This is a genomic window from Microcoleus sp. MON1_C1 (assembly GCF_036701945.1).
In the GTDB taxonomy this organism is placed as follows: domain Bacteria; phylum Cyanobacteriota; class Cyanobacteriia; order Cyanobacteriales; family Microcoleaceae; genus Microcoleus.
This window is the reverse complement of sequence record NZ_JAUBRO010000040.1, coordinates 17,547-42,881: the sequence shown is the minus strand read 5'-3', so window position 1 is coordinate 42,881 and position 25,335 is coordinate 17,547. Positions and strand designations below refer to the sequence as shown.

The 25,335-nt window shown below is 43.2% G+C and carries 20 protein-coding genes, 1 tRNA gene and 1 pseudogene; 11 read left to right on the top strand and 11 right to left on the bottom strand.

Going from position 1 to position 25,335, the window contains the following annotated elements; genetic code table 11:
* Positions 1-149: 149 nt before the first annotated feature.
* The gene (locus QUA62_RS21250) at positions 150-719 is read right to left on the bottom strand and encodes a Uma2 family endonuclease (protein WP_333406468.1); all 570 of its coding nucleotides are present in this window, start codon (positions 717-719) and stop codon (positions 150-152) included.
* A gap of 159 nt (positions 720-878) precedes the next feature.
* Here QUA62_RS21250 and QUA62_RS21245 point away from each other — a divergent pair, with 159 nt between their 5' ends.
* The 3 genes from QUA62_RS21245 to QUA62_RS21235 all read left to right on the top strand — a co-directional run bounded on the left by QUA62_RS21245 (position 879) and on the right by QUA62_RS21235 (position 7,936).
* Complete coding sequence (locus QUA62_RS21245) at positions 879-1,148, top strand: YciI family protein (protein WP_333406466.1); 270 nt, start codon at positions 879-881, stop codon at positions 1,146-1,148.
* A 417-nt stretch (positions 1,149-1,565) separates the two neighbouring features.
* A complete protein-coding gene (locus tag QUA62_RS21240) occupies positions 1,566-4,301 on the top strand; it encodes a hypothetical protein (RefSeq protein ID WP_333406464.1) in 2,736 nt (911 codons plus the stop codon).
* Positions 4,298-7,936, top strand: a complete 3,639-nt coding sequence (locus tag QUA62_RS21235) for a helicase-related protein (protein ID WP_333406462.1) — start codon at positions 4,298-4,300, stop codon at positions 7,934-7,936. The genes QUA62_RS21240 and QUA62_RS21235 overlap by 4 nt, the downstream gene beginning before the upstream one ends.
* A 178-nt stretch (positions 7,937-8,114) precedes the next feature.
* Here QUA62_RS21235 and QUA62_RS21230 read toward each other — a convergent pair whose 3' ends face one another.
* Positions 8,115-9,350 (bottom strand): metal ABC transporter substrate-binding protein, encoded by a 1,236-nt coding sequence (locus QUA62_RS21230; RefSeq protein WP_445301697.1) that lies wholly within the window; start codon positions 9,348-9,350, stop codon positions 8,115-8,117.
* 102 nt (positions 9,351-9,452) lie between these two features.
* Here QUA62_RS21230 and QUA62_RS21225 point away from each other — a divergent pair, with 102 nt between their 5' ends.
* The 3 genes from QUA62_RS21225 to QUA62_RS21215 all read left to right on the top strand — a co-directional run bounded on the left by QUA62_RS21225 (position 9,453) and on the right by QUA62_RS21215 (position 12,047).
* Positions 9,453-10,262, top strand: coding sequence for a metal ABC transporter ATP-binding protein (locus QUA62_RS21225; protein ID WP_333406460.1), 810 nt, complete (start codon positions 9,453-9,455; stop codon positions 10,260-10,262).
* Positions 10,263-10,402: 140 nt separating this feature from the next.
* On the top strand, positions 10,403-11,299 hold the full coding sequence (locus QUA62_RS21220) for a metal ABC transporter permease (protein ID WP_333406458.1): 897 nt from the start codon (positions 10,403-10,405) through the stop codon (positions 11,297-11,299).
* 289 nt (positions 11,300-11,588) lie between these two features.
* The gene (locus tag QUA62_RS21215; protein WP_190663306.1) at positions 11,589-12,047 is read left to right on the top strand and encodes a peroxiredoxin; all 459 of its coding nucleotides are present in this window, start codon (positions 11,589-11,591) and stop codon (positions 12,045-12,047) included.
* Positions 12,048-12,890: 843 nt separating this feature from the next.
* Here QUA62_RS21215 and QUA62_RS21210 read toward each other — a convergent pair.
* Positions 12,891-13,331 carry a hypothetical protein gene (locus tag QUA62_RS21210; RefSeq protein WP_138921060.1) on the bottom strand — a complete coding sequence of 147 codons (441 nt, stop codon included), beginning with the start codon at positions 13,329-13,331 and terminating at the stop codon, positions 12,891-12,893.
* A 445-nt stretch (positions 13,332-13,776) separates the two neighbouring features.
* Positions 13,777-14,430 (bottom strand): ribosome hibernation-promoting factor, HPF/YfiA family, encoded by a 654-nt coding sequence (gene hpf, locus QUA62_RS21205; protein WP_006634350.1) that lies wholly within the window; start codon positions 14,428-14,430, stop codon positions 13,777-13,779.
* 151 nt (positions 14,431-14,581) lie between these two features.
* Between hpf and lipB the strand changes: the two genes are divergently transcribed.
* Both lipB and QUA62_RS21195 read left to right on the top strand, forming a co-directional pair.
* Entirely contained in the window at positions 14,582-15,271 is a 690-nt protein-coding gene (gene lipB / locus QUA62_RS21200) for a lipoyl(octanoyl) transferase LipB (protein ID WP_333406454.1), read from the top strand.
* 22 nt (positions 15,272-15,293) lie between these two features.
* A pseudogene (locus QUA62_RS21195) lies at positions 15,294-15,560 on the top strand (IS1 family transposase); the annotation flags it as partial.
* Between the two features lie 18 nt (positions 15,561-15,578).
* Here the strand turns inward: QUA62_RS21195 and QUA62_RS21190 are convergent.
* The 3 genes from QUA62_RS21190 to pyk all read right to left on the bottom strand — a co-directional run bounded on the left by QUA62_RS21190 (position 15,579) and on the right by pyk (position 17,971).
* Positions 15,579-15,830: a hypothetical protein gene (locus tag QUA62_RS21190; protein ID WP_333406452.1), complete on the bottom strand. Its 252-nt coding sequence runs from the start codon at positions 15,828-15,830 to the stop codon at positions 15,579-15,581.
* A 187-nt stretch (positions 15,831-16,017) separates the two neighbouring features.
* Positions 16,018-16,089: transfer RNA gene (locus tag QUA62_RS21185), tRNA-Thr, on the bottom strand.
* A gap of 94 nt (positions 16,090-16,183) precedes the next feature.
* Entirely contained in the window at positions 16,184-17,971 is a 1,788-nt protein-coding gene (gene pyk, locus QUA62_RS21180) for a pyruvate kinase (protein WP_333406450.1), read from the bottom strand.
* A 458-nt stretch (positions 17,972-18,429) separates the two neighbouring features.
* Here pyk and crtR point away from each other — a divergent pair, with 458 nt between their 5' ends.
* On the top strand, positions 18,430-19,320 hold the full coding sequence (crtR, locus tag QUA62_RS21175; protein WP_333284366.1) for a beta-carotene hydroxylase: 891 nt from the start codon (positions 18,430-18,432) through the stop codon (positions 19,318-19,320).
* Between the two features lie 158 nt (positions 19,321-19,478).
* Here the strand turns inward: crtR and aroH are convergent, their stop codons facing one another.
* A complete protein-coding gene (aroH, locus tag QUA62_RS21170) occupies positions 19,479-19,904 on the bottom strand; it encodes a chorismate mutase (RefSeq protein WP_445301696.1) in 426 nt (141 codons plus the stop codon).
* Positions 19,905-20,157: 253 nt separating this feature from the next.
* Positions 20,158-20,976, bottom strand: a complete 819-nt coding sequence (gene sppA / locus QUA62_RS21165; RefSeq protein ID WP_333406448.1) for a signal peptide peptidase SppA — start codon at positions 20,974-20,976, stop codon at positions 20,158-20,160.
* 346 nt (positions 20,977-21,322) lie between these two features.
* Between sppA and QUA62_RS21160 the strand changes: the two genes are divergently transcribed.
* Positions 21,323-22,396, top strand: coding sequence for a DMT family transporter (locus QUA62_RS21160; protein WP_333406446.1), 1,074 nt, complete (start codon positions 21,323-21,325; stop codon positions 22,394-22,396).
* A gap of 33 nt (positions 22,397-22,429) precedes the next feature.
* On the opposite strand, the gene QUA62_RS21155 is transcribed toward QUA62_RS21160, so the two are convergent.
* A complete protein-coding gene (locus tag QUA62_RS21155; protein WP_333406444.1) occupies positions 22,430-23,110 on the bottom strand; it encodes a phage tail protein in 681 nt (226 codons plus the stop codon).
* Position 23,111: 1 nt separating this feature from the next.
* Complete coding sequence (locus QUA62_RS21150) at positions 23,112-24,281, bottom strand: AAA family ATPase (protein ID WP_333406442.1); 1,170 nt, start codon at positions 24,279-24,281, stop codon at positions 23,112-23,114.
* A gap of 47 nt (positions 24,282-24,328) precedes the next feature.
* On the opposite strand from QUA62_RS21150, the gene QUA62_RS21145 reads away from it, so the two are divergent.
* Positions 24,329-25,288, top strand: a complete 960-nt coding sequence (locus tag QUA62_RS21145; RefSeq protein ID WP_333406439.1) for a M28 family peptidase — start codon at positions 24,329-24,331, stop codon at positions 25,286-25,288.
* Positions 25,289-25,335 lie beyond the last annotated feature (47 nt).

Here is a 25,335-nt window from a genome sequence, read left to right as displayed (position 1 = left end):
AGGGGCGGTGCTAAAAGTGCTCGCCCTCTCTCGACTTACACGCAAAGACTGAGAAACCGGGTTTCTTCCAAGATGTACCGCCATCAACCAACTATTAACAAAGAAACCCGGTTTCTGCGGCCAAGCGAGTCCTAAATTTGTTGAACAAGTTAATAACTTAACGGCCGCAACATCTCCCGCACAAAAAAAGAACAATCAGGAAACCGCAAAAGAGAAATACTATCACCATCCGCAAGAATCACCCTACTTTGATAACCATCCTGACTCGGTTCTCGAAAAACGTGGAGTTGCCGATTATTCACATCCAAAACCCAATAATCAGTAATTCCCGACTCAGCATAAATTTTAGCTTTAATCCCGCAATCCGTTCTCAGCGTAGTATCCGCAACTTCAATAATCAGATAAATTTCCGAAGGAATTGGATGGTGGTCTTCATAGTAAAGTGGATCTGGTATAACTACAGAAATATCCGGTTCAGGTTGCGAGTAATTATTCATCCGAACCGGGTCTTGCAGCCGCACAAAAATCTGTTCTCCTAAACGGTTATCCAGTAATATTTTCGTGCGCGCAATTGCCGCACCGTGAGCTGTTCCCTTTGCTGCCATCTTTACTATCTGTCCTGCTAGTAATTCCACCCGTTCATCTTCGTCAAAAATACCAATTTCCGTCATCCGGTCATATTCTTGAACTGTCAGCAGACGAATGTCTAATAAAGTCATAGTTTTCTCCTCCTATCTAACAATCCCAACTCTTCCCCTCTCCCTCTGCGCTCTCGGTGCGCTCTGCGGTTCACTAATCTTCTCTTAAAAACTTTTGTTAAATCCTGTTACTCTTATTGTACAATAACTTTTAAACAAATTGATCGAAGGCTCAAAACCGTGACCAAATATGTGATGTGGGGAAGTTACTGCGAAGACGTTATCGAAAAACGCGCTCCGTTTCGGGACGCTCATTTGGCAGGATTGGCTAAGCAAAAGGAATCGGGCGTGTTAATTACGATCGGGCCTACAAAAGATTTAACTAAAGTTTTTGCAATTTACGAAGCGGAAGATGAGGCGGCTGTTCGACAATTAGTTGAAGCCGATCCTTATTGGATAAATGGGGTTTGGACTGAGTACGATGTGAAAGAATGGATTCAAGCTTTTTGAAGGGATATAGAACTTAGGAATTATTTGGTAAGTCGGCACAGAACGTACTCCACTTGACTAATAAATCAATGTCTGCTATCATAGCTGAATTGCATAAGTTGTCAAGCGGTGCGAGGAGGTTGCAGAGTGAATACCCTAAGAACGGTAGAGGGGGATTTAGTTGGGGTTGACTGTGGCGACTTATTGGAAAAGATTCTAGAAGTTTTAGAGAAGCGGCAGACTCAGAACCCTTTTAGCATACATGGTAATGGCGATCGCCTGCTCATCGACATTGACACCATAGCCGAAGAAGTCGCAGGTTTGCCGATAGAAAATCCTTTAGGTGCTTCCGAGCGGAGTGTTCGTACTGCCACAGTCAATTTTACTCCAGGTTTCAAAGAACGTTTTCCCGGTCAAATTACACAGATTAAAAATAGTTTGCAAGCTTTGCTGGATTCGGCAATTAAGCAACATAATCAACAGCTTGATATCAAACAGTTTGTGGCTAGCTTAATTACAGATTTGCCCAAACTAAAGAGTCCCTATGCCAAGTTAGACTTTAGCTATCCATTTGGAAAATATTCAGGGTTGCAAAAGCAGCGATTGAGTATCAAAAAAAATGGTAGCAGCAAAGAACTGCTAAAATTTCACAAACTAACTATCACCGTTGGAAACACTGAGAAGTTCAACGCCGAGCTAAAGCAAGGCTTACAAAATTATATCAAATCTCAGTTTGCTAGTGCTAATGACAGCCAGCGCGAAGACTTGGATTATATTCTTAGAGACTTAGAGGAAGACTCTAAATCAGATTTTTACAAACTCAAAGAAATTGTAGATACCGAAAGTATCGGCAAACTAAAAAAACAGGCACAGATATGTTATTTAGAATTTCTCCAAGACAACGTTAGCACAAGCAATAGCGCGTCAAATAATGAGGGGGTAATCTATTTAGAAGACCTAATCCGGCGTCTCAAGCTCATTGATAAATATATCAGCAATCTCGAAAAAGGCGACGGTGATTACTCGGTCAACTATGCGGACACCGACTTGAATTACCGAGATGCTTTTGCTCGTGCTGAAGCATTCGATATGCTGCCGATTATTCCCAAAATAGAAGGATATTTAGGAGAAACCAAAGACGAAAATAAGGGAGATATTCAGTTTGTTTTTGGACTAAAGCTCAAGTTTAATAACCCAGTTCAAGCCTATGGTGGCAAAACAGTCTTTGAGTATTATCTCAATCTGCTTGACCCTGAAAGTGAGGAACACAAAGCCGAACTTGATAAGCCTGCTAGAAAAGAAATTTTTGCTAGAAAGCTATTGAAGTTAGTATTTTTGTACTACTTCGTTTTTGCCGGAAAAGACCCCTCATCAGAGGGTTATACAGTTAACTCGGACTTAGAATACAATCCTATTCCAGAATTTGAAGAAAACGTACTAAAAACTTTTAACGGGTCTGATGAGTCAGCGAAAAAAATAGTTTTACAAGACATCAAAAAATATTTTGAACAATATAACATTGCCTCTAAAATAGACACGCTCAAAAATCTCCTGCAAAAACTACTAAAACAAAAGAATTTACCGAAAGAATTTCCGCTCCACATTTCGGTAAAAAGCAGCATTTTAGAGCAGAGTATTGACAAGATTTCTACAAACTCTACATTTTTTCAGCCGGTTTTCGGAAGCAAACACAAAAAAGCATTAAAATATATAGCTATTGGTAAAGCAAATGCTGCTCAAAATTCCCTGTGTACTCTGACAGCTCAAATTGAAATTAGTGATGTTCATTATTTTTCTACTGATGACTTACAAAGCTTCAGTATGGAGTATGATATCACAGGTGTTAAAGCTCTACCAGTGCTGCTAATGCCAAAAGAGGACTTGTCCCGAAAAACATATGATAATCTGTTTAAAAAACGAAAATTAGTTGCTTTTCCCTACAGCCTAGCTAGCAATAAATGGGAGGATAAAAAAAGTTTTGTGTATCGGTTTACTTTCGATTTACTTGCATATACTTCCCTGAAGCTACTTTTGGAAAAGCAGAGTAGATTATTCATTCCCATACTGCGGCTACAACTTAGTAACCAACAATCTGATTCGCCCGTAGAAGAGTTCATGCGTTCTTTATCTAAAAGGTTGTCGCATTTACTAAATGAGGAACATCGTTCGAATTCTCAGGGTGTTGATATCAGGAATATAGAATACAAAGCTGCCAATGTGATGAGTTCTCTGTATTCTGTGCTGCCTAAAAAGTTTACCTTTGACAACGAGTCAGACTCTCCAAAAGAACTGGATAAACTCGCTATAGTTATAGTTTCCAGTCGGGAAAGCGATGCTAAGTGGAATAGCGAGCAAAAGCTGTCGAATTTGCAGGGAGAAATTGTGGGAGCGAGGCGTCAAAATGATGGTTCGGTGAGGCTACAGTTGCTCAAAACATTCTCTGAAACCTACGAACACGAACAGATGTTTAAAGAACCTACAGTTGTGCGGGATAAAATAGGGGAAGTTTACGAAATGGGATTCAGGCACTTTCTTTATATTGCCAAAGCTCCCTATTCTAGTACCTTGCACATGACTCAAAAAGAAGATGCTTTATTCTTCATGTCGAAAGATGTGATTAAATATTTTAAGGAAAACTATAACGATATCAAAATTTATCCGATGTTTTTTGATAAATACTATGCAGTCAAGCTATCAGAAACATTGGGAGTAAATTCTTTGTACATTCAGGATACGCTGGAATTGACAGCTCTAGTCAAAGACCCTAGCAAGCGCTCAGTTGTATTTTTTAACCTGTTTAACGGACTGATAGTAGGTTCAGAGACAGAACGCAACTATAGGGGTGTAATTTCCTATGCTACTTTGTTAAATATCTATAAAGATATACTAGATGATGAACATATTCATCAGGGATTAATTTCTAATACTCCAATCAAAAATGACATTTTGCAGTATTTGACTTTGTTCCACTTTTCGAGATACGAAAAAGAAAGTGGTAGAACTGGTAAAATCAGTTTTAAACTAGACCCTTACGAAAACCTGATTGGAGATCAATCAGTAGGCAAGCTATCTTTGTACAAGCATATGGGAGGAACTGCGGAGTTTAATGCCTTGGCGTTTTTAACCAAAGTTAAAGAAGTCTTAAATACACCGGAAGGAGGCACGCATTCATGAAATCTAAGATAGCAGAAGATTTAGGGCGTTTGTTTGAACTAGGGTTTAATATTGGGATTCTTGCCTGCATTAAAGAGAAGAAAATTAAGTATAATTTTGAAAACTTATACCTTCAGGAATTGCAGCAGTTAAGCTTTCCGAAGATGCTGAGAAAAATTACCGATAAAATAATCAGTCCCTTGGAAAGGAAGATGGCTGAAAAGTGGAGCGTATTTTTCCTACAAAAAGGTTTTATATCAGGTTTAAACTTTTTTAGAGAGTACCTGGAATCTACAGGTTGGAACGAGCCAAACAAACTGCGACATCTGGAAATTTTGTATTACCAGTGCTGTTTTTGCGATGAGAGCAGTATTGGCACTTACACTAAAGGTGAGGAACAGTGGTTTGGAGAAGTCTTATCTCCATTTGACCCGATTGAAAATATTTCTCAGTATATTGGACGTTACAAACAGAAAGGCGAGTTTCTGAGAGCGGATACTCTAATATTGCTGCGATATCGCCAGAAGCACTTTAGGATTCTTTGTGTAGACTTGTCTGTGTTTTCGATTAGGACATCTGAGGATGTTACAAATCTGGACTATTTAGAGATTATCAGGCGTTCGTTGGGACGAGATATGAATTACTTGCGATCGAAAAGCGTGTTTTCTCAACTTCGCATAGATACTGAAAGTTGTAAAGTCGAGTTTTCAGAAGGCTTGAAGACTTACTTTACTGCTTTTAAGTATGATGACAAGGAGAGTGCTAAGTTAATTCAGGCTGGCGGCTACGCTCATAGTTTTTATGAATTTCTCCGAGAGACGGGGATACTTGCTGACGATTCGCAGGTGATATTTAATGCGGTGGGATATACAGATCGCGGAATTAGTGCTATGTCTGTCCGTCCAGAAAATTTAGATGTTTTGAAAACTTGTCGTCTGATTTACCAGCATGATTTAAAGGATGAAGAGATAAACGATGCTCGCAGGAAAGTTCTAAATAAAATCAAGCGGAGTGCTTACCACAGTTTCGCTCGCGGTCAAGAGTTTGTTGACGATCTGTTAGCAATTTCAGCAGACCAAATAAATGTTGTGCGTCATAGAGAGCGACTTGAGGATTTTTTTAACTCGGTGGGAATTGTACCGGATGAATTGAGGCAGCAGTTAGGATTGAGCGGCACTGTGAAACTGCGGGATGCTCATGCTCAACTCATAGAAAAAGCTCTAGAATCTGCCGCTACTTATATATTTTTGACTGGCAATCCCGGTATTGGCAAGACAACTGCGATCGCCAATTTTCTCAAAAATCACATGGACGATGGATTTCTCTTCTTTTATGTCAGTCCCCGGAAGCAGGTAAATCTAGATATCATCGACAAGTTTAAAAAAGCAGGTACAGACTGTTTGTGCGATGACAAACTATTCGCAATCAATACTCATAGCGACCTAATTAAAGATAGCGGCGGTCAATATACTGTGCAGTATCTCTCAAATCAGCATCAAGAAAATTTTAGATGGCAAGCCGTTCAGTTTGAAGATAGCAGACAAAATGAGCGTCAAGGTAGGCGAGAGAACCGACTCAACAGACAAACAGAAAATGTTATTAAAGATACTGGAGTGAAAACTAAGGGCGTACTCAACAGCATTTGTGAAGCCATCTCTACCCTGATAAATGGTGAACATTCAAACAACATTGTCGCTACTGTTTCCATCCAATCTTTAAAGAAAACTGATGCAGGCGACACGTTAAAACATTTTGAGAAAATTTTTAGGAATGCTTACATCGAAAGCGAAAATTTAGTTCTTCCAGATCGCATGAAAGATATATCGAGTCGCCTTAAGCATTTGTTTATCATGATAGATGAAATTACAGGGGATGAGGGAGGAGTAGAGTTTTTAAACGGCATCGACGATATCCTAAACAGGTATGGATTGAGGGATAATTCGGAACACGGGTTTAACACAAAAGTGATTGTTGCAGATGCTTCTATAGTTGATCCTGCTGTAATCAACCAACACTTGGACGATCCCTCGGCTGAACCTGATAAAATCTATTTTCGCAGGGCTTCAAATCCTGCTTTTCCTCTGTCCGAGGAGCATTTTAAGTTTAAAGGTACTGACGCAACTGTTATCAACGCTAACTCGTATCCTGCCAAAAGTTTAGGTATCACCTATAAAGTTTTTGTCGATTCTTGTAAGTTTATTGAAGACGCTTTGGTAGAGCGAGATAATAATTTAGTAAACAAAATGCAAGATGAAATCTTAGAGGATATAGAAGCTCTCTTAAAACGCTCTGATGTTGAGCAACTGATAGTCTATATTCAGGACAAACAAAGATTGGGAAAATTAATAGATAAAATTAGAGAGCATCGAGGTCGGTTTCAAAAAGGAACAGATTATATAGAAATACACGTTAACATTGGTGAGGAGGAAAAAGAGTTAATCCAAAAATGCAAAAAAAAGGTGAAAGTAGTGTTTATGACTGCTTCAGGTAGTCGGGGGCTATCTTTTCCCAAGGCTAAACACATTTTGGTTGAAATTCCCCGGTTTGAAATAGAAAAAAACCTGATGGAAGTGATTCAGGTGATTTATAGGGGTCGCGGGGATGATGAGATTGATAATCAGGACAAAGAATTAATTTTCTATTTGGGCGAGCGTTCAGTTTATTTTGAAGACAACCAGGAGATATCTATACAGGAAAGCAAATTGAGTCTTTTAAATATCCTGTTGATTTTGAAAGCATCTATAACGACACGAATTTATGGTTGCGGGCAAATCGGTCAAGATAAATTTATTATAATACCGATCGGTGGCAAGTCTGTGTTAGCGGCTGGTGAAACATTCTCATCCCAAATGAAAAAGTTAATCGATCAGTTGAAGAGCGAACACAGGAGTCACAGGAGCGATCGGCGTTTACAACAAGTCTATAGCAGTCTAGAAGATTTGCTGGGTCAAGCTGATTTTGAATTGAGAGATAATGTTGACTCCAGCGGTAAATCTCAGACTTCGTATCTTTCACAGCGCGATTTTTTTAACAGTGAGTTTTCCCAGTTAGTAAGTAAAGGTTTCGAGCAGTTATTGAGCCTTAGCAACCTCGAACTCGGCTATATTAGTGGTGGTTTGTTAGTGGTGCCTATTTCCTCCAAAATCTTAGAGGAAACCTACACGATGTCGCTCGTCAATATCGCCACCCATGCTAACGGTCAACTTTGGCAAAATATGCAGGAAATTAGCCGTAGCAGTGCGTATCCAGAGAGTTTGCAATTTGCGATTAAGGATGCTATAGAGTTAGTGAAAAAACTGATGGAGCCTGTTAATAAAACACAGAGATTTGAGCAAAGCAGCCAGCGTAATGACCAGTATTATGCCTTGCCATTGTTTGTATTTATTGCTGGTGAAGTATTCAGCAAATATTTTGCCACCAACCCGGAAGAACCGAAATACCAACATTTTCGAGATATCTTGACTGCATATGTCCGGGCACTATATCCTGTTGGTAATGTTCTGCCTATAGGAGATAAGTATCAAAATTTCCCGTTTGTTGTGTTTAGAAGTTACAGTTTAGAGCAGATGAGGGGAAAAATATTTACAGATAAATATCTTTTAAGTTCCAACGAGTTGAACGTGCTTAATTTAATTTTGTCGAAGCAGGTAAACTGAAACTTGTAGAGTGCGTCATACAATTTTAGATTTTAGATTTTAGATTTTAGATTGGGAATCAAGCATGACTATCGGGGTTTGGATATTGCCTACAGTTGCATTCTTGTTTGAAACTGCTATCAGTTAGCTGTCACCCTATCCGCACATAAAAGAAAACTCTTCAGACGCACCCTACTTGCTACTTGCTAACTTCAAACGGCGTGTATTTCCCCCCCAAAGCTTCGACGATGGCGCGAGTATTAGCCGACATCATTTTCACATAAGAATCGCCCTCGCTTCCCGCCGTTCCAATCGAATCCGAATAAAGTTGCTGCGCCGCCAATTTTACCCCCGCTTCCTCCGCCACTGTTCTAATCAGTTGCGGGTTAATTGTAGTCTCCGCAAAAATAGCAGGAACTCCCGCAGCTTTCACCGATTCTACTAACTTTTGCACCGTTTGAGCGCTCGGCTGTTCCTCGGTACTAATCCCGATCAAACTGTTAGCATCTCCCAATCCGTAGGCGCGGCTGTAATATTGAAAAGCATCGTGACTTGTGACTAATTTGCGCTGATTTTCGGGGATAGTTTTAATCTCTTGTTCGATCCAACTATCCAAACGTTTTAACTCTTCAGTAAGTTTCACAGCATTCTGCGTAAACTTCTCCCGATCTTCCGGCGACACTTCGATTAGTGCATCCCGAATTGCTTCCACCATTTGAACTACATTTTCCACATTTCCCCAAACGTGCGGATCGGGTACGGTATTGCCTTCTTTATTCAGTAGCAAAGGCTTGACAACTTCCCCCACTGCTAATTTCCGCGCCTTAATTCCGGCGGCATTCATTATTCTAATTAATCCCGGTTCCAAATTGTAACCGTTATACAAAATTAAGTTAGCTTGTTCTAAAGCTTGAGAATCTTTTGGCACCGGTTCGTAAACGTGAGGATCGGTTCCAGGCTGCAAAATTCCTGTTAGCTGAACTTCGCCACCCGCTAGTCGATCGGTCAAATCCTCAATAATTGTGCTGGTAGCAACTACCTTGGGTTTAGCATCTGCCTCTGGAGAGAGGCGATCGCCCTGAGTTTGAGCGCAACTAAATAAACCCAAAGTCAAAATGCCGCAGGCAATACTTCTAATCCAAAATACCTTGGACTTGTCCAATCCAGGGCGGGCGGTTTCAATCCCCGACTCACCGCTAAACTCCCCTGGATAGGATTGCTTCACAATTGTCGTTGGTTTTAACTCACATTTTGCACTCTTCTCCACCACAGGCAAGATGACTGTTTCACAATGATTGAATATTCTGGTGGGATGGGCGAATAGCCCGCCCAGATCGCGATCGTTGAGAATGGTGGAAGATATAAGTTTTAACCTACTTGAGATTTTCGCCACAAAACCTATGGTTTGAGGGGTTTCCAGCTTGGACTGTCGCATTATCTACCTCTGGTGCGTTCCCGATTATTCCTATTTACCGATGATTTCATATTCTTTTCATTTTTACAGTAAACTTAATAAAAAGGAGATAGAGTCACCGCAATGAATACCGCCGCCTTCCCCAACGAGAATCCTTGGTCTCAAATGGTTTGCCACCTCAAAGACAGCGCTACCGACACTGAAATTATCACTGTTAAGCACTTAGCAGTAAACTACCGCACGGTAGAGGCACTCAAAGATATCAGTCTTTCCGTGAAACCGGGAAGGCTGACAGGTATTATTGGGCCCAACGGTGCCGGCAAAAGCACGCTGATCAAAGCAATGTTGGGCTTAATTCCGGCAGCTCGCGGCACTGTTACCTGGGGCGAAGAAGCGATCGCCGATCGACTCGAAACAGTAGCCTACGTGCCCCAGCGATCGCAAATTGACTGGAACTATCCCGCCACCGTTTGGGATGTCGTGATGATGGGAAGAGTCAGAAAAGCCGGATGGTTTCGCCGCTTCTCCGCAGCTAGCCGCCGCACCGCTGCCGATGCCTTAGAAAGAGTAGGGATGAGTGCTTACAAAGACAGACCGATCGGACAACTTTCCGGCGGACAGCAACAGCGAGTATTTCTAGCTAGAGCATTAGCCCAAGAAGCCGCTATTTTCTGCTTTGACGAGCCGTTTGTCGGCGTTGACCAAAAAACTCAAAATATCATTTTTGACATCTTCCACCAGCTAGCAAATGCCGGGAAAATCGTCTTAGTAGTAAACCACGACTTAGGCGAATCAATCACCAATTTTGACGATTTAATTTTGCTAAATACAGAAGTGATTGCCGCTGGTCCCCGTCAAGAAGTGCTAACACAAGAAAACCTTTACCGCGCCTACGGCGGACAAGTAATGTTCTTTGCCGGACAAGCAGCTTAATTAGCCAGCAGTCATTAATCTATGAGTTACGCTTTTGAACCCAGTTTCTTGGATAATATTGGGTTTGGCAACGATAAATCTCCGGTTAAACCGGGTTGCTTTGATTGTTAGTCATTAGTTAACTGTAATTTTATAATTTTATGATACAAACCTTAATTGAGCCGTTGCAGTACGGATTCATGCAGCGATCGCTCATAATTGCCATTCTCGTCGGCATTGTCTGCGCGATCGTCGGCAGCTACCTAATGGTACAGCGGCTGGCCTTGCTCGGAGACGCCATCAGCCACTCGGTTTTGCCCGGATTGGCGATCGCATTTATCCTCGGAGCAAACATATTTATCGGCGCGTTCATTGCCGGAGTTTTGAGTACAGTAATCATAGCTTGGATCAAAGCTCGATCGACAATTAAAGAAGACGCCGCAATGGGCATCGTATTTTCAGCCTTCTTCGCCCTCGGCATCACCCTAATTACGATCGTCCAAAAAGACAACAAAATCGACCTCAACCACTTTCTTTTCGGCAACATCCTCGGCGTTACCCCCCAAGATGCGATCGACACAGCCGTCATTGTCGCCGTAGTCTTATTAGTTGTAGTAGTCTTTTACAAAGAACTGCTATTTTACACCTTCGATCCATTAGGAGCACAAGCAACAGGTTTGCCAGTAAACCTGCTAAACTTCGGACTGATGGTACTCATCGCCCTCACAATAGTTGCCAGCCTCAAAGCCGTTGGCGTAGTGCTAGTTTTGTCCCTATTAATTACACCTGCAAGTACCGCCTATCTCCTAGTCACTCGCCTGCACCAAGTAATGATTTTAGGCGCAATAATCGGAGTTATTTCCAGCATTAGCGGAATGTATCTCAGCTACTTTTATAACTTACCATCCGGGCCCGCAATAGTTTTAGTTGCATCGGGATTCTTTGTGTTATCATTGCTGTTCAGTCCCACTCAAGGAATCCTCACTCAGCCCCGCACACACTCTGGTCAAATTCCCCCAATATGGCGAGAATTAAAAAATTTAACTAAAGGCCGATAACAAAGAAGTTTGTAGTAACGCTTCAGCGTCGCCCCTCTCATTCTTAATAAGAATCTTCGTTAATCCCCGTGGATGTGCCGTTCAAAAAAGCCTCTCGAATTAATCCGCGTAACTGTGAATCGCTAACAGCATTCCAATTTTGTAAAAAGGGTTTTTCTTAGGAGTGCCAGACAGGAAAAATCGGAGTCTGTCGAATTGCCCGATCGCAACTGCGAACTATTGCTCAAAAAAACTGTACAATAACATAAGTTAAAATTTCCCGCAAACAGAGCTACTCAGTTAAAAAAACATGACAGTCAAAGTAGGAGACACCGCACCCGATTTTACCTTACCATCTCAAACGGGCACATCAGTCAGCCTCAAAGATTTTAAAGGTAAAAAAAACGTCATAGTCTACTTTTATCCCAAAGATGACACACCCGGATGCACCACCCAAGCTTGCGCTTTTCGAGATAGTTATGAAGTTTTCAAAGACGCAGGTGCAGAAGTCATAGGAATTAGCGAAGATTCGCAACAATCGCACCAAAAATTTGCCTCCAAGTATCAGCTACCCTTTACACTGCTGAGCGATACTGGCAACAAAGTGCGGCAATTATACGGAGTTCCAGCTACACTGTGGATTATGCCCGGTAGAGTAACTTATGTCATTGACAAAGAAGGCGTTGTCAAGCATATTTTTGACTCCATGTTAGACTTCAAAGCACACGTTGCAGAAGCACTCAAAACTTTAGACACCATCAAAATTTAGATGGCGCGCGGGTGGCCAGAAACCGGGTTTTTTTACGAAAATGATTTGCTGTATCTAGCAGATTAGCTAAAAAACCCGGTTTCTTCGATATTGGCGCGGAAGTCGCAATCTATTGTTTACATGGTTTGATAAATCGCCCTTTTTTAGCTCAAGTCTATTGAAGAATATTGGACTGAGACTGGGATGCTTGATTGACAGGAGAAAAAATTATACTAATTATGAAAAATATTGATACATAGAAATTAGAGGTTCTCATCCGTAGGGAAGTGGCATTGCCGTGCCCGGCCAGGAGTTAGGTTAATGTTTGTAGCAAAAGTCAAAAAAAAGTATATATTGACAGGGTTTATATTGCTGTTGGATTTGCTTTTGTAGGGAGTGTCTGTTCAATTAGTTTAGTCCAGGATGCAGGGGAAGTCAGAAACCGGGTTTTTTTACGAAAATCCTTGCTGGGAACCCACCTATTAGGTAAAAAACCCGGTTTCTTTAGTATGAGTGTGTAAGTCATGTATTTTTCTAGTGAATGGGAAAATTGAAAGCAGTCAAGATGGAAACCTTGGCTGCTTTTTTAAGTTTCCATTCAATTAGTTTCGCCAGCGAGTGGGGAGGCTGGTGATGTGCAGTTCGTCGTGCAGGCGGCGCGTTTCCATTCAATTAGTTTCGCCAGCGAGTGGGGAGTTGGGCCAACAAATTTGGTGCGACCCTTGCGCCGATGCAGGTCAGTTTCCATTCAATTAGTTTCCCCAGCGAGTGGGGAGCACCAAGACAGATTATCAAACTTGACCCCAGAGTTAACAAACTTCCCATTCAATTAGTTTCCCCAGCGAGTGGGGAGTGTCGCATTGTTCAATGGATTGGGCTAATCTTAAGCCGGAGTTTACGATTCGCATCAATTTCTATATCTACATGATGCCTTCCGCTTGATGTCACAACAGCAACAGTTCCAACTATGGCTCCGATACCACCGCCAACTGCTGCTCCAACAGGGCCACCAACTATAAATCCCAGAATAGCACCTGCACCAGCACCAGCAAAAATATAGAGGGCAGAGTAGTTAATTGTAGTAACCCCAGCAGAATAAGGGATGAATGCGCCTGTAGCTATATTTACCCACTCTCCCGATTTGTTCTTGTGTAACTCAAAAATGGTTTTTAACTTCTCTGGAAGGTCTGAATATCGCTCGTAGTCTGTAATAACTTCAACTTGCTCACTTTGCTCCAAGGCTGTCTTTAGCTCACGATAAAACATTTCTGTATCTGAGAAAACTAACTTCCGCATACATTCCATTCAATTAGTTTCACCTCCATTCTACACCCCAGACAGCGCAAGGAGTCTAGAGGGAGATCGGCGACACCCGCGACAAAAAATTAAGGAAGGGCCCAGGGACAGTTTTGGCAAGCTGCTGTATGTTAATTATCAGATAGATTTGCCCCATCGCTCCCTGAACAAATTCAGTCTGTGGGTGCAAAGATATATTGATAGCCCCCAAGTGCTTTCCCCGCCGAGTTTGGTAGAAAAACACCGACAAGCAGCGAAAGATTTAGTCGCGAGATACAGCTAGCTGGTAAAGACAGATTTTACCACTTGTTCGTAGTGAACACCTCAGTCCTGATTCTCTAAAAAACCAAGAAAGGACTAAAGTCCTTACTAAAAACTCGTGGTTCGTAGTAAGGACTTTAGTCCTTTTTTGCTAACGGCTTGCAGCCATTAACAATTAGCACTCAGCAATTATCTAGCTTTTCGCAACACTCGATTTTTCAGATGTAGCGCTTTCGGCAGTTTTGCCATTTTTGCTATTGCCGTTACCGTTGCTGTGGCGGGGTTGGATAACTCCATAGCCGCTGTGACTCTTGCGTTCGTAGAGCACGTTAATTTCGCCTGTTTCCGCATTACGGAACATATAGAAATCGTGATCGATAATCTGCAATTGTTCCAAAGCTTCTTGCACAGTCATTGGAGGCATGGCAAAATACTTAGTTCGCACCACCTCAGCAGGAAGTTCGGGAGTTCGATCGCCAATCAGATCCGCTACTACAGGATGTTCATCAACTACCGTAACCGTTTTGGCACTACTTTGGGTCTTGTTGTCGTGGCGTTTTTCCTTAAATTTCCGCAGTTGACGAGCTATCTTGTCGGCAACCAAATCGATGCTAGCATAAAGGCTTTCCGTGCTTTCTTCAGCCCGAATCACGCTGCCGTTAGCATAAATTGTCACCTCAGCAGTCTGCTTAGGATTGATCCTGGGGTTACGAGCCACCGATAGATGTATGTCCACTTCCGTAGTCAAAGTTTGAAAATGGCTAACTGCCTTTTCAAGCTTTTGATTGACGTACTCGCGAATCGCATCGGTGATTTCTATATTCTTACCCTGGATAACAAGCTTCATAGAGCTCCCTCCCTTCTGTAACGTGGGTATATTTTATACAGTAGCACTATGTATTCTGGAAAACACTTATCTTCCAAATCTTTTATTATATGTTGACAATTCTTGATTTAAACTGCGCCAATATTCCGTCAAAACACTATTGATTTTTTGCATGATTTCCCCTCTCACCCCTCAACAGCTAAATGCACAACCCTGCTTGCTCCTCGATTGGGGACTTGTGTCCTACTCCCAAGCTTGGGAAATCCAGCAAAAACTCGTGCAAGAACGCCGCGACACGCCTGATTTGCCAGATGTCCTGATTTTGCTGGAACATCCGCCGGTTTACACTTTGGGAATGGGAGCAAAGTTGGAATTTCTGAAATTTGACCCAAGTCAAACTGGCGCGGAACTGCACCGAGTTGAGCGGGGCGGCGAGGTGACTTACCACTGTCCGGGCCAATTGGTGGGCTATCCGATTTTAAATTTGCGGCGCCACCAACAAGATTTGCACTGGTATTTGCGGCAGTTGGAGGAAGTGCTGCTGAGGGTGCTGGAAGTTTGCGGGTTGAAGGGTTCGCGGGTTCCCGGTATGACTGGGGTTTGGGTAGATGGGTGCAAAGTAGGTGCGATCGGCATTAAAGTCAGCCGCTGGATTACGATGCACGGTTTTGCCTTAAATGTTTGTCCGGATATCGCAGGTTTTGGGCAAATTGTACCTTGCGGGATTCCCGATCGACCTGTTGGGAGTTTAGAGCAGTTTATCCCGGGAATTGAGGTCGATCGAGTGCGATCGATCCTTGTCGCTGAGTTTGCTCGCGTTTTTGCAGTGGAAATTGTGCGATCGGAACTAATACCAATCTAAAAAAGCTTCCCGTAAGGACACAGCATTGCTTGCAGTCTATAGTCAATACGCTGTAAGTTCTACAGACTTTTGGCGTGCTTATGGGATACTTTTTCCTCAAAAAAGACACAGATTAGTAGAAAAGGATACGGGTCTGAAAAACTCTGTAGAAAGATTTAATAATACGATGAGACAAAGAATATCTCGTAGGGTCAAAAAAAGTCTTTAATTCTCTAAAATACTCTCCAATCACATTGGATATATTTGGTATTTTATTCATGAGTATAACGCCAGTTTATCTATAAAATAAAACCCCTAATTATACTGACTATGCAGGACTACCGATTTTTGGGAAGATTCCTAGGCGATCAATTAGACTTGCTACTAAGCCGAGATAATCTAAGTTTTCTACTCTCATCTCAGATGCTTTTTGCATGGGCTGCTGAATGTTCAAAAGAGTGTGACGCTTCGATCGCAATTTTACCCTATTTTTGGCGCCATGATTGGCTGATGCACGCGATCGCCATTCACGCATTTTGTGGCTCGAACTTGTTACTGCCAGGTGATTAACTCGGTTCATGACGATCGCCATTTTCACGAACTCAGGTTTAACTGTTGATTTAAAAAATTCACCCTATCTACCACACAAGGATTTAGGGCAAATAAAAATGCTCTCGGCTACTTTGCCGAGAGCATTTTTGAGCAGTTAAACTGCGTTTTGAGCTCAGTTGTAGACTAAAGCATAGACAAAAATCGCTGAAACCCAAAGCCGATGGTGGGATTTGAACCCACGACCGTTCGATTACGAATCGAATACTCTACCCCTGAGCTACATCGGCACAGACAATTTTGAATTTTAGCACAACCTAAGCGAAAAAAGCAAGGAGTTGTAGAATTTAATTCAAAACTCCACAACTCCTAGGTCACCAACAGTTAAACGGTCACTTCCGCGTCAGTTGAGCCGCCTCTGGCCCCGGAATAAACCAAACCCCGCTGCATATCGAGCGTCAGCATAGTTCCGTCCCGAATTACCCGCGTGGCATTCTTTACGCCCACCATCACCGGCACGCCCAAGCGCAAACCGATAATCGCCGCGTGAGAAGTCAAACTGTCCTCCTCCGTCACCACACCTGCTGCTTTCCGAATCATCTCCACAAAAGCGACGCTGGTGTGTTCCACTACCAAAATTTCTCCCGGGTGGAAATTGCCTACATCCGCAGCAGTGCGAGCAACTCTGGCCATGCCACTCACCGATCCCAAACCGACACCGGTGCCTTTGCCTAAAACTGCTGTCACTACCTCAACTTTGATCAAATCCGTCGATCCGGCAACCCCTTGCAGAGTACCGGCGGTCATCACCACTAAATCTCCGTCGCACACTAACTCTTTTTCCTGGGCGACAGTCATGGCAGAGTGAAATGTCTGGCCGGTGGAGGGCAAATCCAGCACCAGCAAGGGTTTTACTCCCCATACTAATTGCAGTTGTCTGGCTACGTCTACGTGAGGAGTAACTGCCAAAATCGGAGTTTTGGGTCGGAACTTCGAGACATTTCGGGCTGTGGCGCCGGTTTTGGTTAGCGTCATGATGGCTGCCGCGTTCAATTGTTCGGAGATTTGGCTGACTGCTTGGCTGATTCCGTTGGGGATCGATCGACCAATATCTTCTACATTCCTAATATTCCGCTTAATTCCTTCCTTCTCCATCCGCACCGCAATTCTCGCCATCGTCGCCACCGCTTCGACGGGGAACTTGCCGACAGCAGTTTCATTCGAGAGCATCACGGCATCAGTTCCGTCAAGAATCGCGTTGGCCACGTCGGAAATCTCGGCGCGGGTGGGACGGGGATTGTTGACCATGCTGTCGAGCATCTGGGTAGCGGTAATTACCGGAATACCCAGGCGGTTGGAGGTAGCAATCAGCCGCTTTTGCAAAATCGGCACGTCTTCGGCGGGCAGTTCCACTCCCAAATCGCCGCGGGCGACCATCACGCCGTTGCAAAGGGTGAGAATTTCCTCCATTTGTTCGATCGCCTCGTGCTTTTCGATCTTGGCAATCACCGGTACTTGCTTGCCCGCACTGGCAATCAGCTCTTTAATTTCGAGCACATCTTGGGGATTTCGCACAAAGCTCAGGGCTACCCAATCGACACCTTGGTCGAGGCCGAACATTAAATCTTTGCGGTCTTTATCAGTCAGCGCTTTAATTGAGAGGTAAACTCCCGGAAAATTCACGCCTTTGTTGTTGGAAAGCGGCCCCCCGACGACGACGCGGCAGTATAATTCCCGCGCAGCGCGGTCTACTTTTTCGACCAGCATTTCCACTTTGCCGTCGTCGAGCAGAATCACTGCTCCTTCTGGAACTTCGTCTGCTAGGGGGTCGTAGGTGACGGAAGAAATGAGTTCGGTACCTGGAACCTGACGGCTGGTGAGAATGAAAGGATCGCCGTTTTTGACAACTATAGAGCCTGTCTCAAAGCGCCCTAAACGAATCTTCGGGCCTTGGAGGTCTTGGAGGATGGCAACCGGCTGGTTGAGTTCAAAGGATGTTTGCCGGATTAAGCGAATGCTGCGCTGGTGGTCTTCTTCTGTTCCGTGGGAAAAGTTGAGTCGCAAAGTTGTGGCACCGGCTTCTATGAGCTGGCGCAGCACTTGTGGGTCCGAAGTTGCTGGGCCAATGGTGGCGACGATTTTAGTCCGGCGTAGGGCTTTTGGCAATTGCATCAGCGGTGTTCTCGGGAGGCAGGTGGATTTCTTGTTTAAATTTCGGCTAACGTTTCATCTTTGCACTACAAGCAATGACGCTAGTCTCAAGTCTTAAAAATTTTGATAGTCGTCAAAAAAAAAGCAGGTATTGAACAATATATAGAATATCTGACTTTTTACCGATCGGTAATTTTTTCTTGGGGATCGCCCTTTTTTGCAAATTTTTCCGCTCTCAGGCTTGACATACATACAGATATACCCATTGATTTTGTTTCTTCTGCTGAGATCTTTTGGCTAATTTAGGACTGGTATCCTTGTACAACAGCAATACTTTGCTGTTTGTGCAGACGCTAGTGTCTGGCGATCGGACTCTGTTCTTTCATGCCTTTAGGCTGAGGTTCCTGACAAAACTTTACTATTGTCTGGCTTGTATCTTATACTACGCAAGTGTGAAATATTAAGGAGTCTTAACAAAGATGTCGGAGGCAGGACGGCCGCTGACAGTGCCGAAAGAGTTTCTGAGTCCTCCCGGTGACTTCAATCCGACACTGCTGCTATTTTTGAGTGCAGTAGCGATTCTCGTGATTTCTAACTTGGGTTTCTGGTGTTGGGGATGGCCGCAGTGGTGCTGTTTTACGCTGAACGTGTTGGCTTTGCACATGGCTGGAACTGTGATTCACGATGCGTCTCACAATGCGGCCCATCGCGATCGCACAGTTAACGCTATTTTGGGACACGGTAGCGCGCTGATGTTGGGTTTTGCTTTCCCGGTGTTTACGCGGGTACATATGCAGCATCACGCCCACGTTAATGACCCAGATAACGATCCAGACCATTATGTTTCGACCGGCGGGCCTTTGTGGTTGATTGCTGCGAGGTTTTTTTACCACGAGATTTTCTTTTTTAAGCGCAAACTGTGGCGGAAATACGAATTATTGGAATGGTTTCTCAGCCGTTTGTTTGTGATCGCGATCGTGTATATCTCGATTCAGTACGACCATTTAGGTTACGTGCTGAATTTTTGGTTTTCTCCGGCTATGGTGGTGGGATTGGCGTTGGGGTTATTTTTTGATTATTTGCCGCACCGTCCGTTTCACGATCGCGATCGTTGGAAAAATGCCAGAGTATATCCTAGTCCTATTCTAAATATCTTGATTTTGGGGCAGAATTATCATCTGATCCATCACTTGTGGCCTTCCATTCCTTGGTACAATTACAAGCCTGCTTATGAGGCTGTGAAGCCGCTGTTGGATGAGAAAGGTTCCCCTCAAAGTTTGGGAATATTGGAAGGGAAAAAGGACTTTTGGAATTTTATATATGACATCTTTTTAGGGATTAGGCTGCATCACAAGAAAGCGTCTAATTGACAAAAAACCCGGCTTCTCAAAGAAACCGGGTTTTTTTTATAATAAAAGCTTTTAACCATATATCCCCAGGGCAGGTTTTGAACTGTATCAAGTCCCGTAAAAAATAAACCCACCTGTAATGGTGAGTTAACTTTTAAATCAAGCCCAAAGTGAATCTATTATTTTTCCCCAGCCACCGCCACCGCTAAATTCCTATCGGGGCGCAAATTTTGAGCTCCCCGCAAATAAGGATGATAAATTTCAGTATGTGCCGGCCAATTGACGTGAATTAAAAACCGAATGCAGCGTTCCAAAGCACCCTCAACGTGCATTTGCTGTACGTCCAACAAAGGAACATTAGACCAGTGAGGACGTTCGCGGGCGATCGCGGCCGGAAACACAGCATCTAAATCGCGAGTAGCAGAAAACGTAGCACTAATAATTAATTCTGGATTAATATCATTTTTTGCTTCTAATTCATCTAACAATTCTCTCACCGCTTCTCGAATTGCTGCCACCGAATTCTCGCTAGCAGTAGTTGCCCCACGAATACCCCGCACTTGCCACTCCACGCAAATTTCCTCCATATTTTTGTTATTAGTCATTAGTCATTAGTCATTTGTTATTAGTCATCAGTCATACTAAATTAGGTTTAAATACCCACTTTATTTCTTAGTCCCCGCTTGAGTGGACTTGGTTTGTGTAGTTTGACCTCGAACTCGTAGGCGAAGCCAGCGCGAAGCGCTTATGACGGGCGAAGCGCCACATTGGAGTTTGAGGTCAACACATTTCAATCGCCCAATCATCCAGGGGGTAACTAATGACTACTGACTCCTGACCAATGACTAATTTATTTAATCACGGGCGATACATCCACAGCGGCAAACCGCTAGTAGAAAGCTCGAATTCCAGCAAATTATTGTAAGCTGAAAGCCTAGATATATCCAGACTACTCCCCAAGACGCGATTTAGGAAAGGTTTTTGTTTTTCTAGCGTGCAAGACTCGGTTTTTTCCGGGTCGAGGCCTGCGAGTTCGGCGGCAAGGCGGCGAGCGTCCTCTTCTGTTCCCAGTCGATCGACCAAACCCAATTCTAAGGCTTGCTGCCCGGTGAAAACCCGACCGTCGGCAAAACTTTTCACTTTCTCAACAGCCAAGTTCCGGGCTTCAGCAACGGTTTCCACGAATTGCTGGTAGCTGGTGTCGATCAAGTCTTGCAGAATTTGCTGTTCAGGATCGGTCAATTCTCGATCGAATGCCAAGATATCTTTATACGGCCCCGATTTAATCACCTGAAAAGAAACGCCTACTTTTTCTAACAGCCGTTCTAGATTGTTACCCCGGATAATCACGCCAATGCTACCGGTAATTGTACCGGGATTAGCAATGATATGCTCGGCTCCCATGCCGATGTAAACTCCGCCAGAAGCTGAAATATTGCCGAAACTGGCGACTATTTTGACTTTTTCGCGCAAACGCTTGAGCGCGCTGTAAATTTCCTGAGAATCGCCCACAGTGCCGCCGGGGCTGTCTATCCGCAGCAGCAAGGCGGGAAATTTACGTTCTTCAACGGTTTTGAGAGCTTCTAGCACTCGTTTACGGGTTTCTCCGGCAATGGCTCCGGTGATTTCGATACGGGCGATTTGTTTGCGGTAGCGGGGCTTGAATGGCCAAATCATGGGCAGTGTACAGACAATGTTACGGATTTTTGTAGCTAACTTCTTATAGTGTGCCTTATTCATCGGGGTAGATGCTGTGCTTGTGTTCGCAACAGGCAAGGTGCGTGTTGCACAAGAAAATTCTTGATTGTGGAACAGGCATCTTGCCTGTTCATAATTGCCACAACAGGCCGGATGCCTGTTGCACCTTGATTTTGTTGTGGAACAGGCATCTTGCCTGTTCATAATTGCCGAGGTTGGTGCGATCGCATTTAACTCAACAGCGATATATAATTGTAAAAATTGCTTAACAAATCTACATCATTCTCCTGAGAGCCACTCTCATCAATTATTTGGAGTCTCCGCCATGCAGTTAAAACTTACCGATTCAAAATTGCCTTTTGCCCCGTTGTTGCTAATTGCGCCGTTTTTCCTGTGGGGAACCGCGATGGTAGCGATGAAGGGGGTGATGCCGCACACAACGCCGCTGTTTGTGGCTGTCGTGCGTTTGATACCTGCCGGTGCGTTGGTGCTGCTGGCGGCCGCATTCATGGGAAAACCGCAGCCGCAGGGTTGGAAAGCTTGGCTGTGGATTTCCCTGTTTGCTTTGGTTGACGCTACTTTATTTCAAGGCTTTTTAGCCGAAGGTTTGGCGAGAACCGGTGCCGGCTTGGGTTCGGTGATGATTGATTCTCAGCCGCTAGCTGTGGCGATTTTGTGTTTGTGGCTGTTTCAAGAAAAAATTGGTTTTTGGGGCTGGTTGGGATTAGTTATTGGCGTTGCGGGCATCAGTTTGATCGGGTTGCCCGATGGCTGGATTTTGGGGCTTTTTCATCCTGAAAACAGGCAGGTTTCTGGGGGTATCGAACAGTTGTTTCAGGGTGGAGAATGGTTGATGCTGTTGGCTGCTTTGTCGATGGCTGTGGGTACGGTTTTGGTGCGCTGGGTTTGCCGCTATGTTGACCCGGTGGTGGCGACTGGTTGGCACATGATTTTGGGCGGTTTGCCGCTGTTGGCAATTTCGGCTGCAACTGAGTCCGAACAGTTTGTGAATATCGATTTTTCCGGCTGGATGGCGTTAGGTTATTCTACTGTGTTCGGAAGTGCGATCGCCTACGGTTTATTCTTTTATTTTGCTTCTACCGGCAGTCTAACCAGTTTAAGTTCTCTTACCTTTCTTACGCCCGTATTTGCTTTGCTATTCGGCAATTTGTTCTTGGGCGAAGTCCTCAATCCGCTGCAATCTATGGGAGTTGGGCTGACTTTGGTTAGTATTTATTTGATTAATCAGCGGGATACTTTGGGTGAGAAATTGCGAAAAGTGCGGCACGGCGAAGCGAGTGCAGAAGGTGAAGCAACAGGATTGTTAGAGTCATCTGAGTTGAATTCTGTAGAGTTACCCGTGCAGTTGCGGGTTAGCGAATTGGAATCAGAAGTGTAGCAGGTGGAAAAGTTTAGGCAAAATTGCCTAAATTTACCACTCGTCTTCTAAAGGAATAACAATTTTCTTGCTTTCAATCTCTACTACAAAACTTGTCAAACTGGGATTGTGTTGGTAACAAGCCATCAAATCCTTATGCTTGCTATATTGTTTGGAAATCTCCCGATAATATTCAGGCTTTTTGGCGTCAATTGTAAAATCATGTTTCTTTACAAGCTCCTTATTTAAGGTTTCTAAACACTTTTTGAATTTAGACTTTTTGTTGTCTTTATAATACAGTGGCAGCAACCAACACTCAATAGAGTGTACTGATATAGCCCATATGATTCGCTGTTGACATTGACTGTAGAAATATTCGCCAATTATTTCCTCTTTAAACTTTTCGATAACTTTTTCAATCAACTCTTTAGGAGTGAATTCGCCATTTTCATCTCGCTGTGGGATATCATAACCATGCTCTTCTGAAACATCAGTATCTATTTGGATAATTATATAGTCATTAAATTGAAACGCTTCTTGAAAATCTTTTAAACGGCAATAAGCAAAAACTTGACTCCAACTACCATAACCTTTAAATTTGTTTTCATCTTTTTTATCTCTTTCTGGTTGAAGCGGTCTAATATCTAGATCGGGATTATTGAAATATCCTGCTAAAATATTTTCAATCACAATCTGGTCAGTCAATCCCTCAGTAATTAATCCAAAACTAATCATATTAAAAATTCTTAGGAAGCCCTCCGATATAGCCCCTCAAAAAAGCCTCGGATAATTTTACAGGTTCTTGTCCCTCTAGAGGTTCAGGTTTGAGAATGCGTCTAGCTTTAGTATGCCCTAATTGGTTGCGGTAGATCACAAACAGCCGCTGTTCCTCATCATCTAAATCTAAACCGTCCAAAACAGCCGGGTTGTGGGTTGTGAATATAACTTGTTTGTCGTGTTTTTTTGCTAATTCGACTAATTCTTGCATTAATCTGCGACATAATCTGGGGTTGAGGGAAGCGTCAATGTTATCAATTGCAAAAAATTTAGGTGTGATATCGCTAATAAATAAAGCGAAGTAAAAAAGCAAAAATAAAAAGCCTTCATTAGAACTTCTTTGGTCAAAGTAAGTTAAATCTTGGTCTAAGTATTTATCTTTAAATTGGAGAGACATTTGAATATTTGATAAATTTGGAGGAGCTTCAAAATCTTGAAACCAATCTATCAGTTGCAGCTTTTTTTTAATTTCATTAAGCTGCTGCTGGTTATCTGAACTCAAAAATTTTAAAATTTTAAACAAACCTTCTCCATTTATGCCTAATGGTTGAATTTGACCTTCTTTTTCAAAAGTTCTTAAGGCTTGGTTTTCAGGAGAATAAATTATAAATTTATTGAGGGAAATTATCAGCGAAAATGATTGCAACTCTTTTGCCAATCTTGAGAGTTCTTGTTGTGAAAAAATTTTTTCTTCTTGTAATAAAATAGAGCGGAGTTTTTCTTCCCCACCGTATTTGTCAACAACACTCTTAACAGCAGTTTTTAGAAAGGTTTCAATATCACCCAAAAAATTTTTCCTAACCCACTGAGAATAGGGAGAATTATCATTTTGTAAAATACAACTGAATGGTTGTACCTCATTCCCTCTTAACTCAATTTTGATATCTTTAATCAAATTGTCAATTTCAAAAGCCGATCGCATAAATTGAGGTTCTGTAACTCTGATGCCCCGAGAAGCTAAAAACTCGTTATCCAGCTTGTCATCAGCCGCCGCAGAAGCAAGGGCGATCGCCTCTAGGATATTGCTCTTGCCGCAGCCATTTTCACCGATCAAAACAGTTACTCGTCCTAATTCTAGCTTCAGCTTTTGAATGGACTTATAATTTTCGATTCTGACTTCTCCAATCATAATTTAATCCCATATAATCTTAATGTACTCATTGTATTTCCGATCGCATGGATCTCAAGGAACGCCTGCACAGCCATCTGATTCAAATTGTACGCGATCGCAACCCATACCTCGCATCCCAAGGGCATTTTTATGCTCAGCAATACATCCGCGAACAGTTGGCACAGTGGGGAACTGTAGAAATTGACGATTTTGCGGTTCGCGGGCGAATTCATCACAATTTGATTTTGGATTTACCCCCCCTCAGTCCCCCCCTTGCTAAGGGGGGGAAGCAAGAAGAATCACCCCTTGCTAACGGGGGGAAGCAAGAAGAATCACCCCTTGCTAACGGGGGGAAGCAAGACAATCTGGGTATTGAAAAGCAGATTAAGAAGCGGTTGCCACCGATCGTAATTGGTGCTCATTACGATACTGTACCCGGATCACCTGGGGCGGATGATAATGCTACTGGTGTTGCTGTTTTGCTGGAACTCGCAAGGGATATCGCATCTGGGCCGCTCAAATATCCAGTGCAATTAGTCGCTTTCGATATGGAAGAATACGGTTATTTGGGAAGCAGTCATCATGCAGCTAAATACAAGCAACAGCAAGAGTCAATCCGGTTAATGATTTCTTTGGAAATGTTGGGTTATTGCAACCATAATCCTAATTCTCAAAGCTACCCCGCTGGCTTAAAATATTTTTATCCTAATAGTGGTAATTTTATTGCTTTAATTGGCACTTTGCGGACGGTTCCAGATTTGATAAATTTGAGTGGCCAAATTCGCAAATCGGGTCAGCCCTGCGAGTGGCTGCCGGTGCCGAATCGAGGTTTAATTGTGCCGGATACTCGCCGCAGCGATCATGTTCCTTTTTGGGATAATGGTTATCCGGCTATCATGGTGACTGATACTGCTAATATGCGAAATCCGCATTATCATCGAGAAAGTGATAGGATTGAGACTTTGGATTTGGATTTTCTGGCTGGTGTTTGTCAGGGGTTAGTCAAGGGCATTCGACATCTATAATTAACGCGAGCGATCGCCTGCTAGTTTGAGCGACCATAAATTATGAG

What these genes read in the sequence shown, in the direction of transcription:
- QUA62_RS21250 (WP_333406468.1), bottom strand. Translation starts at nt 719, where the DNA reads ATGACTTTATTAGACATTCGTCTGCTGACAGTTCAAGAATATGACCGG.
- QUA62_RS21235 (WP_333406462.1), top strand. Translation starts at nt 4,298, where the DNA reads ATGAAATCTAAGATAGCAGAAGATTTAGGGCGTTTGTTTGAACTAGGG.
- QUA62_RS21230 (WP_445301697.1), bottom strand. Translation starts at nt 9,350, where the DNA reads ATGCGACAGTCCAAGCTGGAAACCCCTCAAACCATAGGTTTTGTGGCG.
- QUA62_RS21225 (WP_333406460.1), top strand. Translation starts at nt 9,453, where the DNA reads ATGAATACCGCCGCCTTCCCCAACGAGAATCCTTGGTCTCAAATGGTT.
- QUA62_RS21220 (WP_333406458.1), top strand. Translation starts at nt 10,403, where the DNA reads ATGATACAAACCTTAATTGAGCCGTTGCAGTACGGATTCATGCAGCGA.
- QUA62_RS21215 (WP_190663306.1), top strand. Translation starts at nt 11,589, where the DNA reads ATGACAGTCAAAGTAGGAGACACCGCACCCGATTTTACCTTACCATCT.
- QUA62_RS21210 (WP_138921060.1), bottom strand. Translation starts at nt 13,331, where the DNA reads ATGGAATGTATGCGGAAGTTAGTTTTCTCAGATACAGAAATGTTTTAT.
- hpf (WP_006634350.1), bottom strand. Translation starts at nt 14,430, where the DNA reads ATGAAGCTTGTTATCCAGGGTAAGAATATAGAAATCACCGATGCGATT.
- lipB (WP_333406454.1), top strand. Translation starts at nt 14,582, where the DNA reads ATGATTTCCCCTCTCACCCCTCAACAGCTAAATGCACAACCCTGCTTG.
- QUA62_RS21190 (WP_333406452.1), bottom strand. Translation starts at nt 15,830, where the DNA reads ATGAACCGAGTTAATCACCTGGCAGTAACAAGTTCGAGCCACAAAATG.
- pyk (WP_333406450.1), bottom strand. Translation starts at nt 17,971, where the DNA reads ATGCAATTGCCAAAAGCCCTACGCCGGACTAAAATCGTCGCCACCATT.
- crtR (WP_333284366.1), top strand. Translation starts at nt 18,430, where the DNA reads ATGTCGGAGGCAGGACGGCCGCTGACAGTGCCGAAAGAGTTTCTGAGT.
- aroH (WP_445301696.1), bottom strand. Translation starts at nt 19,904, where the DNA reads ATGACTAATAACAAAAATATGGAGGAAATTTGCGTGGAGTGGCAAGTG.
- sppA (WP_333406448.1), bottom strand. Translation starts at nt 20,976, where the DNA reads ATGATTTGGCCATTCAAGCCCCGCTACCGCAAACAAATCGCCCGTATC.
- QUA62_RS21160 (WP_333406446.1), top strand. Translation starts at nt 21,323, where the DNA reads ATGCAGTTAAAACTTACCGATTCAAAATTGCCTTTTGCCCCGTTGTTG.
- QUA62_RS21155 (WP_333406444.1), bottom strand. Translation starts at nt 23,110, where the DNA reads ATGATTAGTTTTGGATTAATTACTGAGGGATTGACTGACCAGATTGTG.
- QUA62_RS21150 (WP_333406442.1), bottom strand. Translation starts at nt 24,281, where the DNA reads ATGATTGGAGAAGTCAGAATCGAAAATTATAAGTCCATTCAAAAGCTG.
- QUA62_RS21145 (WP_333406439.1), top strand. Translation starts at nt 24,329, where the DNA reads ATGGATCTCAAGGAACGCCTGCACAGCCATCTGATTCAAATTGTACGC.